At 72.4% G+C, this 12355-nt stretch carries 15 protein-coding genes; 7 read left to right on the top strand and 8 right to left on the bottom strand.

The window, feature by feature from the left end; all coding sequences use genetic code 11:
• Positions 1-352: 352 nt before the first annotated feature.
• Both ABZ215_RS40985 and ABZ215_RS40990 read right to left on the bottom strand, forming a co-directional pair.
• A complete protein-coding gene (locus ABZ215_RS40985) occupies positions 353-853 on the bottom strand; it encodes a polyadenylate-specific 3'-exoribonuclease AS (RefSeq protein ID WP_020421002.1) in 501 nt (166 codons plus the stop codon).
• A gap of 20 nt (positions 854-873) precedes the next feature.
• On the bottom strand, positions 874-1635 hold the full coding sequence (locus ABZ215_RS40990) for a lysophospholipid acyltransferase family protein (protein ID WP_020421003.1): 762 nt from the start codon (positions 1633-1635) through the stop codon (positions 874-876).
• Between the two features lie 186 nt (positions 1636-1821).
• Between ABZ215_RS40990 and ABZ215_RS40995 the strand changes: the two genes are divergently transcribed.
• Genes ABZ215_RS40995 through ABZ215_RS41005 form a run of 3 tightly spaced genes read left to right on the top strand, consistent with a single transcriptional unit; the run spans position 1822 to position 4177 of the window.
• Entirely contained in the window at positions 1822-2592 is a 771-nt protein-coding gene (locus tag ABZ215_RS40995) for an alpha/beta fold hydrolase (RefSeq protein ID WP_354956153.1), read from the top strand.
• Positions 2589-3074 carry a hypothetical protein gene (locus tag ABZ215_RS41000; protein WP_237340183.1) on the top strand — a complete coding sequence of 162 codons (486 nt, stop codon included), beginning with the start codon at positions 2589-2591 and terminating at the stop codon, positions 3072-3074. Before ABZ215_RS40995 ends, ABZ215_RS41000 begins: the two co-directional genes overlap by 4 nt.
• Positions 3071-4177, top strand: coding sequence for a glycerate kinase (locus tag ABZ215_RS41005; RefSeq protein WP_354956154.1), 1107 nt, complete (start codon positions 3071-3073; stop codon positions 4175-4177). The genes ABZ215_RS41000 and ABZ215_RS41005 overlap by 4 nt, the downstream gene beginning before the upstream one ends.
• Before the next feature lie 124 nt (positions 4178-4301).
• On the opposite strand, the gene ABZ215_RS41010 is transcribed toward ABZ215_RS41005, so the two are convergent.
• The 3 genes from ABZ215_RS41010 to ABZ215_RS41020 are packed head-to-tail and all read right to left on the bottom strand — an operon-like array spanning position 4302 to position 6379.
• Positions 4302-5012 (bottom strand): MBL fold metallo-hydrolase, encoded by a 711-nt coding sequence (locus ABZ215_RS41010; RefSeq protein ID WP_354956156.1) that lies wholly within the window; start codon positions 5010-5012, stop codon positions 4302-4304.
• Positions 5013-5022: 10 nt separating this feature from the next.
• On the bottom strand, positions 5023-5775 hold the full coding sequence (locus ABZ215_RS41015) for a DUF427 domain-containing protein (protein WP_354956157.1): 753 nt from the start codon (positions 5773-5775) through the stop codon (positions 5023-5025).
• A gap of 28 nt (positions 5776-5803) precedes the next feature.
• On the bottom strand, positions 5804-6379 hold the full coding sequence (locus tag ABZ215_RS41020; RefSeq protein WP_020421008.1) for a TetR/AcrR family transcriptional regulator: 576 nt from the start codon (positions 6377-6379) through the stop codon (positions 5804-5806).
• A gap of 99 nt (positions 6380-6478) precedes the next feature.
• On the opposite strand from ABZ215_RS41020, the gene ABZ215_RS41025 reads away from it, so the two are divergent.
• From ABZ215_RS41025 to ABZ215_RS41040, 4 genes are read left to right on the top strand one after another with little or no spacing between them, the layout of a single operon-like run.
• Positions 6479-6673 (top strand): DUF2795 domain-containing protein, encoded by a 195-nt coding sequence (locus ABZ215_RS41025; protein WP_027936295.1) that lies wholly within the window; start codon positions 6479-6481, stop codon positions 6671-6673.
• Between the two features lie 5 nt (positions 6674-6678).
• Positions 6679-7683, top strand: coding sequence for a DNA topoisomerase IB (locus ABZ215_RS41030; RefSeq protein WP_354956159.1), 1005 nt, complete (start codon positions 6679-6681; stop codon positions 7681-7683).
• A 28-nt stretch (positions 7684-7711) separates the two neighbouring features.
• Positions 7712-8368 (top strand): HemK2/MTQ2 family protein methyltransferase, encoded by a 657-nt coding sequence (locus tag ABZ215_RS41035; protein WP_354956161.1) that lies wholly within the window; start codon positions 7712-7714, stop codon positions 8366-8368.
• Positions 8346-8549, top strand: a complete 204-nt coding sequence (locus ABZ215_RS41040) for a CDGSH iron-sulfur domain-containing protein (protein WP_020421012.1) — start codon at positions 8346-8348, stop codon at positions 8547-8549. The genes ABZ215_RS41035 and ABZ215_RS41040 overlap by 23 nt, the downstream gene beginning before the upstream one ends.
• A 40-nt stretch (positions 8550-8589) precedes the next feature.
• Here ABZ215_RS41040 and ABZ215_RS41045 read toward each other — a convergent pair whose 3' ends face one another.
• The 3 genes from ABZ215_RS41045 to ABZ215_RS41055 are packed head-to-tail and all read right to left on the bottom strand — an operon-like array spanning position 8590 to position 12169.
• Complete coding sequence (locus ABZ215_RS41045; RefSeq protein WP_051123615.1) at positions 8590-9576, bottom strand: iron-containing redox enzyme family protein; 987 nt, start codon at positions 9574-9576, stop codon at positions 8590-8592.
• Between the two features lie 41 nt (positions 9577-9617).
• Positions 9618-10754, bottom strand: a complete 1137-nt coding sequence (locus ABZ215_RS41050) for a glutamate--cysteine ligase (protein WP_354956163.1) — start codon at positions 10752-10754, stop codon at positions 9618-9620.
• Positions 10679-12169 carry an FAD-dependent oxidoreductase gene (locus ABZ215_RS41055; protein ID WP_354956165.1) on the bottom strand — a complete coding sequence of 497 codons (1491 nt, stop codon included), beginning with the start codon at positions 12167-12169 and terminating at the stop codon, positions 10679-10681. Before ABZ215_RS41055 ends, ABZ215_RS41050 begins: the two co-directional genes overlap by 76 nt.
• Between the last annotated feature and the right edge of the window lie 186 nt (positions 12170-12355).

Genomic DNA, 12355 nt, shown 5'->3' on the forward strand with positions numbered 1-12355 from the left:
CAAGGCGGGAAAGCGTGCCTTGACCCGGTGGCTCGGCAACCGATTTGGCTGGGGATCGGGTTGCGGGAGAGGGGTGGTTCGGGGGGTGGGTGGGTGGCCTGGGTTGCCGGGTGCGGTTTTTGTGGCGTGGCTCCGGGGGCGGCCTGCGTTGCCGAGTGCGGCTGCGGGGTGGCTCCGGGAGGAGCGGCCCGCGTCGCCGAGCGCGGCTACGGCGTGACTCCGGCGAGCGGCCTGCGTCGCCGGGCGCGGCTGCGGCCTGGCTCCGAGGGTGGCCGGCCCGCGTCGCCCGGCGCGGCTGCGGCGTGGCTCCGGGGAGCGGCCTGCGTTGCCGGGTGCGGCTGCGGCGCGGCCGTCAGGCGGGGTAGCCCTTGCGTCGCCGCACTTCGTCGATGATGCGCCACCGCTCCAGGTTGAAGCGTGCGTCGGCGAGGGCGTCGTGCGCGTTTTGCGGCGGCAGGGGCAGCTTGGGCTTGCCCACGTCCTCCCACCGCTGCCGCAGGTCGCGCGTGAACCGGGGCAGCTGGCGCGGCAACTCGGGCATCGTGCCCCACAGCTGGGCCAGCGCGACATGATCGTAGGCCGCGTACCAGGCCCACAGCTCGATCCCACCCGGCGGGCGGCCGAAGAACTCCAGCAGGTCGGCCCGGATCTGGGCCCGGCTCCGCCACGCCTTGTCGGCAGGCGAGGGCAGCTTCGGCAGGACGTTCTCGCGCACCCACGGGCCGGCCTTGGCGGGGTCGAAGTCGGTGGAGACCGCGTAGAACTCGCGTCCCCGTTCATCCACGACACCGATCGACACCAGGTCGATCGTCACGCCGTCCTCGATGAATTCGGTGTCGTAGAAGAAACGCACCGTGGCACCTTAGTCAGGGATCAACCGGCCTTGGTCTCCGGTACCCGGTCGGCGTCGGGCAGGCCACTCTGCGCAGGCACCACCGCGCGCACCCCGGCGGCCTCCGCGGCCATCAGCTCCTTGGCCTTCGCCGCGTAGATGTCCACGTACTCCTGGCCGGAGAGCTCCATCAGCGCGTACATGATCTCGTCGGTGATGGACCGCTCGACGAACCGGTCGCCGGACAGGCCCGCGTACCGCGAGAAGTCCAGCGGCTTGCCGAACCGGATCTCCAGCCGCCGCGGGATCCACATCTTCGAGCCGATCGGGTTGACCTTGTCGGTGCCGATCATGGCGACCGGGACGACCGGGACACCGGCCTCCAGCGCGACACGGGCGACACCCGTCTTGCCCTTGTACAGGCGGCCGTCCGGGGAGCGGGTGCCCTCCGGGTAGATGCCGAGCAGGTTGCCCTCGCGCAGCAGCCGGATCGCGGTGTCCAGCGCGGCCTGCGCGGCCGAACCGCCGGAGCGGTCGATCGGGATCTGGCCCGCGCCGGTGAAGAACCACTTCTTGAGGGTGCCCTTGACGCCCTTCTCGGTGAAGTACTCCTGCTTCGCCGGGAAGGTGACGCGGCGCTTGACGCGCAGCGGCATGAAGAACGAGTCGGCGACCGCGAGGTGGTTGCTCGCGAGGATGGCGCCACCGGTCTCCGGGACGTTCTCCACCCCGGTCACCTTCGTGGGCCACAGGAGCCGGAGCAACGGCCCGAGCAGCACGTACTTCAGCAACCGGTAAAGCACCGGGACGCCCTCCAACCTGCCCGAACAGCCTGCCGGAACCAGAGTAGGAAACGCCGTCCAACCGCACAACGGCCGCACCCGCAGTGGGCGGGAGGTCACAGCCGGGGGACGTCGTCCGACGGGCGCTCCCGGAGCGGCCCGGGGCATGCGACGATGGGGCCGCGTTGGAGGAGAAGGGCGGATGCCATGCCTGTGCTCGCCGGTGCGGAACCGTTCGCGCACACCGGTTCGGCCGAGGTCGGGGTGCTGCTGTGCCACGGTTTCACCGGCACCCCGCAGAGCCTGCGGGGCTGGGCCGAGCACCTCGCCGCGCGGGACTTCACCGTGCGGCTGCCCCGCCTGCCGGGACACGGCACGACGTGGCAGGAGATGAACAAGACCGGCTGGCCCGAGTGGTACGGCACGGTCGAGCGCGAGTTCCTGGACCTGCGGGAACGCTGCCAGTCGGTGTTCGTGTTCGGCCAGTCGATGGGCGGCACGCTCGCGCTGCGGCTGGCGCAGCGGCACGGGGGCGCGGTCGCCGGGCTGGTGCTGGTCAACCCCTCCGTCACGCGGCTGAGCTGGGACACCAAGCTGCTGCCCGTGCTGTCCCGGGTGGTGCCGTGGTCACGGGGCGTCGCGAACGACATCGCGAAGCCGGGCGTCACCGAGCTGGCCTACGACCGGGTGCCGGTGCGGGCGGCGGCGAGCCTGGCGCGGCTGTGGAAGCTCGTGCGGGCCGACCTGCCGCTGGTGACCCAACCGCTGCTCCTGCTGCACTCGCTCGTTGACCACGTGGTGGAACCCGAGAACGCGCGCATCGTGCTGGACAACGTGCTCAGCCGCGACGTGACGGAAGTGGTGCTGGAGAAGAGTTTCCACGTCGCGACCTTGGACCACGACGCACCGCTCATCTTCCGGCGTAGTGTCGAGTTCGTGGAAGCGGTCCGTGACCCGGGGCAGGTGGGGGCCCGATGAACTCACGCGTACCCGACCCCGAGGACGTCGACGCCACCTTCGCGGCGATCGTCGCGGACCTGCGGGCCGAGGGGGTCGGCCTGATCGACGACGACGTCGAGGCCGAACGGGCGCCCGCGCGGCCCGAACCGGCCGAGCCGGAGAAGCCTGCCGAACCGGAGAAACCGGCCGCCGAGGCGAGCTGGCGCGGTGGCGGCACCCCGTGGGAGGACACCGTGCTGGGCGACGACCCGGCCGGTTCCGGGGACGACGAGCACTACGTGCCGCCGGAGCCGCCGCCACTGCCGCGGCCGGGCAAGGGCGCGTTCGTCGTGCTGCTGTTCTTCGTCGTCGGGCTGCTGTTGCTGATCGTGCCCGGCGTGATCGGCGTGAGCACCACCGTCGCGACCCCGCTCGGGATCCTGGCGCTGGCCACCGCGATCGCGTTGCTGCTGCTGCGCGTCAAGCAGGGCCCGCCGGACGGCGACGGGGCGCAGGTGTGACGCGGGTCGTCGTCGCGCCGGACAAGTTCAAGGGCACGCTGCCCGCCGACGCGGTGGCCGCCGCGATCGCAGCCGGGCTGCGGCGCGGGCGGGCCGAGGTCGAGGTGCTGGAGTGCCCGATCGCCGACGGCGGCGACGGCACGGTGGCCGCCGCGGTGGCCGCGGGCTTCGAGTTCGTGCCGGCGCGGGCGGGCGGACCGGTCGGCGAGCCGGTCGACACGGGCTACGCGCGCCGGGACGGCACGGCGGTGATCGAGCTGGCGGCGGTGTCCGGGCTGGCGTTGCTGGACGAGCTGGCGCCGCTGACCGCGACGACGCTCGGGGTCGGCGAGCTGATGCGCGCCGCGTTGGACGCCGGTGCGTCCCGGCTCGTGCTGGGCCTCGGCGGAAGTTCGAGCACCGACGGCGGGACCGGGCTGCTGCGGGCGCTCGGCGCGCGGCTGCTGGACGCCGACGGTGCGGAGCTGCCGCCCGGCGGGGCCGCGTTGCAGCGCCTGGCGCGGGTGGACCTGGACGGACTGGACCCGCGGCTGCGCGAGGTCGAGCTGCTGGTGGCGAGCGACGTCGACAACCCGCTGCTGGGCCCGCACGGCGCGGCGGCGGTGTACGGGCCGCAGAAGGGTGCTTCGCCCGAGGACGTCGAGCTGCTGGAGTCAGCGTTGCGGCGGCTGGAGGAGGTCGTGCGGGGGTCCGGGGTCGACGTGGCGAACGTGCCGGGCGCGGGCGCGGCCGGTGGGACGGGTTACGCGCTGGCGATGCTCGGGGCGTCGTTCCGGCCGGGCATCGACGTGGTGCTGGAGCTGACCGGGCTGACCGAGAAGCTGCCGGGCGCGGACCTGCTGATCACCGGCGAGGGCTCCCTGGACGAGCAGACCCTGCGGGGCAAGGGCCCGGCTGGCATCGCCGCGGCGGCCGCCGAGCGTGGGATCCCGGTGGTGGCGCTGGCCGGGCGGAACACGCTGTCGCCGGAGGCCCTCCGGTCGGCGGGCTTCACCGCGGCGTACGGGCTGACGGACATCGAGCCGGACGTGCAGCGCTGCCTTGCCGAACCGGCGCCCCTGCTGGAGCGGCTCGCCGAGCGCGTGGCGCGGGAGTACCTCTAGCCGCCAGGCATCGGTGAGGCCGGCCAGCCGCGGGCCTGCGTTGCCAGGCACCGACCACGGCCCGGACCCGGACCAAGCCCCTCGCCTCCTCGAACACATCGCCGAGCAGGCCGCCCCGGCTCTCCTAGCCGCCGAACATGGTGCGCCACTCGTCGAGGTTGCGGGGGCGGTAGACGAAGTTGTTCTCCTTCACCGACGACAGCGAAGCCGACGGCGCGGCCGAGTACTGGTGCCCGGGGTAGACGACCGGGTCGCCCGGCAGGTCCGCGAGCCACCGGAGGCTGTGGTACATCGCCTCGGCGTCGCCGCCGGGGAAGTCCGTCCGGCCGCAGCCCTCCAGGAACAGGGTGTCCCCGGCGACGAGACGGCCGTCGACCAGGAAGCACTGGCTGCCCGGCGTGTGGCCGGGCGTGTGCAGCAGCCTGATCGACATCGCGCCGACCTCCACGACGTCGTCGTGGTCGTGTCCCGTCAGGTCCGTCGCCGACACGCCGGTGACCCGCTGGACCCACTCCGTCTCGTTGCGGTTGACGTGCACCGGCACGCTCTCCCGGGCCAGCAGCTCGGGCAGCCCGGCCAGCGTGAAGCCCATCATGCTGCCGCCGACGTGGTCGGGGTGGTGGTGCGTGGCCAGCACCCCGGTCAGCCGCATGTCGTCGGCGGCCAGCACGTCGAGCAGGTCCCCCACCGCGTACGCCGGGTCGACGACCACCGCCTCCCTGGTCTCCCGGTCGCCGATCAGGTAGGCGAAGTTGACCATCTGGGTGGCCACCGGGTCGCCCACCGCGAAGTCGCGGCCGGACAGCAGCTGGCGGAAGTACAAGCGGTCGGACATGCCCCGAAGACTAGAACTTCGTCTTCGGCCGCTCCTGCTTCACCCCGTCCAGGTACACGTCGACCTTCTCGTCGTAGAAGGCGACCAGCCCCTGCACCTTCTGGCTCTCCGGCAGCGGCGACCGGTAGTACCAGACCACGTCCTCGTGCAGCCGGTCGCCGACGCGGACGGAGTAGTACGAGGCCTCGCCCTTGTACGGGCACCGGGTGATCGTGTCGCTGGGTTCCAGCAGGTCGAGCCGGACGTCGGTCTTGGGCAGGTAGTACCGCGTCGGCAGGCCGGTCTCGAACAACAGCCGCGGGCTGCGGGACTCGGCCACGGTCACGCCGTCGATTTCGATGCGGACGTGCCGCGAGCTGGCGAGGATGTCGACGCGCGTCCGCGGGTCGCGGGGGTGCACGAAGATCTCCTCGTCCTCCTCGAACCACGCGTCCATCGCGGCGAAGTCGAGCCGCACGTGCCCCTTGAGCGCGTCCAGCGGCGAGTCCTGGTACTCCAGCGCCGCGCCGGCCGCCTCGCGGTCGCCCACCCGGACGGTGAACACGTCGGCGTCGCCGCGGCTCGGCGAGTGCGCCGTCTCCCCCGTGGCGACCAGGTACTCGGTGCGCACGTCCTCACGCGGGACGTAGTAGACCGGGTAGTACGGGACTTCCCACACCATGAGCGGGCGCAGCGTGTCGGCGACGACCTGGCCGCCGAAGACCGCCCGTACCCGCTTGGTGCCCGGCTCGGTCCGGACCCGGCCACGACCATCGGTTGTCATACCGGTCGCAACCACGACGGGCGCGGGCTTATTTCCGGTGCCGGGCCAGCAGGTCACGCGCCATTTCCCGGGCCCGCACGGCGGCGTCGGCGTCCCCTTCGGCGGCGGAGACGATCGCGCCCTTCATGAGCAGGTGCCAGGAGCGGGCGAGGTCCTCCGGCTCGGCCAGGCCGGCCTCCCTGGCCAGGCCGGCCACGATGCCGCGGATGGTGTCCAGGTGCCGGATGCAGGCCTGGCCGAGCGGGTGGTCGGCGCCCATCTCGAGCAGGACGTTGACGAACGCGCAGGCGTCGAAGTCGGCTGGCGAGCGGAACCAGTCGTCGAGCACGTCGAAGATCGCCAGCAGCCGGTCCTCCGGCGTCTCGCCGCGGGCGCGGGCCTGCCGTTCGATGAGCCCCACGGTCCACCGCTGCTCACGCCGGTCGAGGAAGGCCAGCACGAGGTCGTCCTTGGACGGGAAGTGCCGGTACAGCGTCGCCTTGGCGACCTGCGACCGTGCGATCACCTCGTCCACCCCCACCGCGCGGATACCGCGGCGCGAGAAGAGCTGGTAAGCGGTCTCCAGGATCCGCTCACGGGCACCGGCTGGCAGGGTGGTGGTCATGGCGCGCCGATGATAACCCGGCAGAACCGTGTTCGGTACCGTCGGACAGACCGGTCTGATCGGCCGTTTGCCGGGGTGGACCGGGGGTATCCGGCGACCATGACCACGCCCGACCCCGACCGCCTCCGCACCCTTCTGTCCGAAGTGGACTTCCCGTGCGACCGGGCCGAGCTGATCCGGCAGGCGACCGCGCACGGCGCGGACGACAGCACACTCGGGCACCTGGGCGCGATCCCGGACTCCACCTACCCGGACCTCGACGCCGTCACCAGCGCCTGCACCCGGATCACCTGACGCCGATGCGCCTGCGCAAGAGCAAGCTCTCCGAACCCGGGATCCGGCGGCAGCGCAGCGGCCGCGGCTTCCGGTATTTCACCCCCGAGGGGGAGCCGCTCCGCGACGAGGAAACCCTGCAGCGGATCAAGAGCCTCGCCGTGCCGCCCGCGTGGCGCGACGTGTGGATCTGCCCCCACCCGAACGGCCACATCCAGGCGGTCGGCACCGACGACGCCGGCCGCCGCCAGTACCGCTACCACGACCGCTGGCGCCAGGCGCGGGACGAGGAGAAGCACGAACGCGTCGTCGAACTGGCGAAACGGCTGCCGAAGTGGCGGCTGCGGATCGCCGAGGACCTGGCCAGGCCGGGCCTGGGTTGCGAGCGCGTGCTGGCCGCCGCGCTGCGGATGATCGACCGCGGCGTGTTCCGGGTCGGCAGCGAGGAGTACGCCGAGAACAACGGCACCTACGGGGCCGCGACGCTGCTGCGAGAGCACGTCACCGTGAAGCGGGACGAACTGAACTTCTGCTACCCGGCCAAGGGCGGGATCGAACGCGACATCACGCTGACCGACCCCGACCTGGCCGCCGTGGTCAAGGCGTTGCGCAGGTCGCGCACCGGCAGCGACCGCTTGTTCGTCTACCGCACGCCCAACGGGTGGCACGAGGTCCACGCCGACGAGATCAACGAGCACTTCAAGGAGATGGTCGGTGACGAGTCCACCGTCAAGGACCTGCGGACGTGGAACGCGACCGTCCTCGCCGCCACCGCGTTCGCCGTCGCCGACGAGGTGAAGTCCCAGCGCGGGCTGAAACGCACGCAGGCCGCGGTGATGCGCCAGGTTTCCGAGGAACTGGGCAACACACCGGCGGTCTGCCGCAAGTCCTATGTAGATCCACGCATCGTGGAGGCGCACGCGAACGGCAAGACCATCGCCTCCGCCGTGCGCCGGATCGGCGGGGTCCGCGGCGACGAGGACCGCGAGGTGCTGGAGCGGGCCGTCATCCGTCTGCTGGGCGGAGTTTGACTTCTCCCGCCGGTGGTACCTGCAACAGGTGAAACTGCTGAGACTTCCCGGGGTGTACCGGCCGCAGGCGGACACCTGGCTGCTGATGCGCGCGATGCGGGAAGCGCGCCTGCCGGCCGGCGCACGGGTTCTCGAGGTGTGCACCGGCACCGGCGCGCTGGCGATCGCCGCGATCCGCAATGGAGCGGCGAGCGTGACCGCCGTGGACCGGTACCTGCCCGCCGTGCTGAGCGCGCAGTTCAACACGCGGGTGCGCCGCCTGCCCGTGGAGGTCCGGCACGGCGACCTCTCGCAGACCATCGAGGGCGCGCCGTTCGACGTGGTGCTGGCCAACCCGCCCTACGTGCCGTGCGAGTCAGACGAGGACCCGGACGGCGCCGCGCTGGCCTGGGACGCGGGCGCGGACGGGCGCAAGCACCTGAACTGCCTGTGCGACCGGGCCCACGACCTGCTCACCCCCGGCGGGACGATGCTGGTGGTCCATTCGTCGCTCTGCGGAATCCGCCAAACGGTGGAAATGCTGCGGGACAACGGCTTGAAGACCTCGGTGGTGGCGCGGGCGATCGAGCCGTTCGGCCCGGTGCTGCGCGGCCGCGCCGACTTCCTGGAACGCGCCGGGCTCATCGCGCCCGGCCAGCGACACGAGGAACTGGTGGTGATCCGTGCCGACCGGACGGAACGCTGAACCCCGCAAGGTGACGCTCGTCGACGGCGGGCCGGTGCTCGTGGAGGGGCCCGTCGAGCTGGAGATGCCCGACGGCACGGTCGCCCGCTCCGACCGGTTCATGGTGGCGTTGTGCGCGTGCCGCCGCAGCAAGCGGTACCCCTTCTGCGACACGAGCCACCGCAAGCGCGTCCGGAACTGACGAGGAGCGGCGGGCCACAGGTCTGCCGCTCCTCCGCTGTCTACAAGGGCTTGCGGAGCGCGCTGCGGCCCTGTTGCCACGCGCCCAGCACGTGGTCGGCGAAGCGCTGCTCCACCAGGTCCGTGGCCTGGATGCCGAACACGATGTCGCCGGCCAGTTCCGGTTCGGTCGCCAGCAGTCCGCCGAGGACGTCCCGGCGCATGACCTGCTCGTGCACCGCGTCGGCCTCGATGTGCTCGGTGTAGAAGTACCGGCAGCGCTCGTCGGCGTCCAGGCGCCGCAACGCCTTCTCCATGCGCTGGGCGCTCGGCGCGGTGGTGATCTCGGCGGCGGCGAAGTGCCCGGCCAGCGCGGCGCGGAACCGCCGGTGCAAGCCGAACAACGACATCATGTTGACCACCGCGAGCATGCACGCCGGGGCGTGCTCCAGGTAGTGCAGGTACTGCGAGTTCAGCCCGGCGCCGTCGAGCAGGTCCGCGTAGAGCTGGGCGTGCACCTGGTCGGCGCGGCCGCCGCCGTACTCGTCGAACTCCACGGCCACCAGCGCCGCCTTCGGCTTGCCACGCAGCCGCGGGATCACCCACGCGTGCGGATCGGCCTCCTTGTGGTGGTAGATCGAGCGCAGCACGAAGTACTCGCGGACCTGGTCCCAGGTGCCGTCGGCGGCGAGGAAGTGCGACAGGCCGGCGCCGTTGACCGGCTCGACGAGCAGCGGCGCGAGCGCCTCTTCGACGTCGTCGCCGCCGGGCGTGTGCGCGCGCAGCGCGGCCAGGAACACCCGCTCCATGGCGGCACGCAGGCGCAGCAGGTCGGGGTCCCACTCCCAGTCCGGGTCGACCCCGGTGAACCCCTGGTAGTGCAGTTCGTAGCAGACGTGCAGGGCGAGCTGCAGGTCCTCGCCGAACGGGTCGGCATCGGCGGTCTCCGGCAGCTCCGGGAAGTCCCCGCGCTCGTCGCGGCCGAGTGCGTCGATCACGGCCTCCGACAGCGGTCCTCTGGCCGCCGGGAGGGCAGCCGAAAGCGTCATGGCAGTCGTCACGACGCACGGTTACCCCTGGCGGCCGGCTATCAACCCTGGCGGGTGAGGGTGGCGAGCAGGGCGGGCAGGCCCGCCGCGACGGCCTTGCGCTGGCGACGGGCGCCGCTGCCCTCGCGGCGCAGGCGTTCCAGGACGATCGCCACCAGATCCCGGTCCCCGGTCTCGTCCAGGGCGGGCGTGACGAACTCGACGAGCTCCTCGACCAGTTCCCAGGCCGGCACCCGGCAGGCACGCAACGGGTGCACCCCCTCGCCGTCGATGCCGTCCCGGGCAGCCGCCCACAACGCGGCCGCGCCGACCTGCTCGGACATCTCCGGCGGCGCGGTGTCCGTGGCGAGCGCGCGCCGCACCAGGGCGCGGGACAGCACGGCCTGTAGCACCGCCTCGTCCACAGTGGACGCCGCGTCGGCGACCCGGAACTCCAGCGTCGGGAACGCCGTGGACGGCCGGACGAGCCAGAACGACATGGACTCGTCGACGAGCGCGCCGCAGTCCACCAGCCGCCGCACCTCGGCGCGGTAGGCCGCGTGGTCGGGGAAGTGCGGCGGGATCCCGGCGCCGGGGAAGCGGGACTGCTGCACCATGCGCCAGCTGCCGTAGCCGGTGTCGCGGCCGTGGTCGAACGGCGAGTTCACCGACAGCGCCAGCAGCGTCGGCAGCCACGGGCGCAGGTGGTTCATCACCGCGACCGCGGTCTCCGGGTCCGGCACGCCGACGTGGACGTGGCAGCCGCACGCCTCGTAGTCGGCGACCATGCCGCGGTAGATCCGGTCGATGTCACCGAACCGGCCGTCCTGGTTGTCCGATGTGGACGGACCGGACAGGACAGGGGTGCCGCAGGAGGCGACGACCGCTCCGTGCACGCGGGCCGCGTCGGTGAGGGCCTTGCGGCTCCGGACGAGCTGTTCGCGCAGCTCCCGCGCGCCGGTGCACACGCCGGTCGCGGTCTCGACCTGGGTGGCGCGCAGCTCGCGGTGCAGTTTGGCGCCGGGCGGCAGCGGCGGGTCCGCGGCCAGGATCGCGGCCGCCCGCGGCAGGGTCGCGCCGGTGGCGGGGTCGAGGAGCAGGAACTCCTCCTCGACGCCGACGGTCAGGCCGGCGGCAGCGGGCGGGTCGCCGGGCCCTGGATCACCGAGCCGTCCGTGGCGAATCGCGATCCGTGGCATGCGCAGTCCCAGGTCTTCTCGGCGTTGTTGAACGCGACGACGCAGCCGAGGTGGGTGCAGCGGGCGCTGACCTCCCGCAGCTGCCCGTCCTCGCCGCGGTAAGAGGCGACGACGTCCGCGCCGCGGCGCGACACCTTGGCGGTCCCCGGGGCGAGGTCGCCTGCGGTGGAGGTGAGGGCGCGGGTGTACCCGGTCACGTACTGCTTGCCGACCTTGGCCCCGTCCTCGGCGAGGGTGACCGAGGACTTCAGGTCGAAGCGGTTCGGGTCGTAGAGGTTCGCGGCGGGGTGGTCGCCGCCCGTGATCAGCTCGGTCAGGACGAGGCCGGCGGAGGTGCCGCCGGTCATGCCCCACTGGCCGAAGCCGGTCGCCACCCACACGTGGTGGGTGGCCGGGTGGTAGCGGCCGATGTAGGGCACGTTGTCGAGGGTGGTCATGTCGTGCGCGGACCAGCGGTGGGTGGCCTTGGTGACGCCGAAGGTGGTGGCGGCCTCGGCGAGACGCCGGTAGCGGGCCTCGACGTCGACCGGCTCGCCCGTGCGGTAGTGCTCGCCGCCGACGATGACGTAGTGGCGGTCGCCCTCGGTGTGGCCGCGGATGGACCGGTGGGTCACCGCGTCCAGGTACATGCCGGGCGGCGCCTCCCCTTCGCCGGCGACGACCAGGTCACGGGTGATGTCGAGGCGCGCCCAGTACAGGCCGCGGTCGAAGATCGGGTAGTGGGTGGCCACGACGACGTCGCGGGCCTTTACCCCGCCGCGGTCGGTGTGCACGGTCGGCGAGGGCCGCTCGTCGAGCTTGCGGGCCCGGACCCGCTCGACGATGCGCCCGCCGAGCCGCTCGATGTGGTCGGCGAGGCCGAGCAGCCAGTGGCGCGGGTGGAACTGGGCCTGATCGACGAACCGGACGGCGCCGACGGTGGTGATCGGCAGGTCGACGTGCTCGACGAAGTCGGCGGGGAGCCCGGCCTCGGCGGCGGCGTCGGCCTCCTGCTGGAGCTTGCCGAGCTGGGAGCTGTCGGTGGAGTAGACGAAGCTGTCCCGCCGGCGGAAGCCGCAGTCGATGCCCAGTTCGGAGGACGTGCGGGCCACCCACTCGATCGCCTCCAGCTGGGCACGCCCGTACCTCGTGGCGGCGGGCTTGCCCTTGCGGGAGGTGAGGGTGGCGTACTTGAGGGCGTGCTGGGCGGACAGCTTCGCGGTGGTGTGACCGGACACGCCCGACGCGACCTGGGCCGCCTCCAGGACGACCACCGACTTGCCGGCACGAGCGAGCCCGTAGGCGGTGGTGAGACCCGCGATACCGGCCCCGATGACGACGACGTCCGCCTCGGCGGGCAGATCCCGCCCGGCCCGGTCCGGCGCCGGCGCGGTGTCCACCCACAGGGAACGCGGTTCAGGCAGCTCGATGCTCACGGCCCAGATTGCCCCAGGTAGAGCGGCGCGAAACGCCGTGCCCTAACCCAAGGTAGCTGGGTGGTCATCCCGTCGCCTGACACTGGACGATCACCTTGAGCCAGGGCCGCAACCTCCGCGCTCGCGTGAGATGACATGCCAACCTTGCGGCCCTGGCTCAAGGTGATATGCACAAACCGGAAGGCG

The sequence above is a fragment of the Amycolatopsis sp. NPDC006131 genome (assembly GCF_040614175.1).
Taxonomy (GTDB): domain Bacteria; phylum Actinomycetota; class Actinomycetes; order Mycobacteriales; family Pseudonocardiaceae; genus Amycolatopsis_E; species Amycolatopsis_E tucumanensis.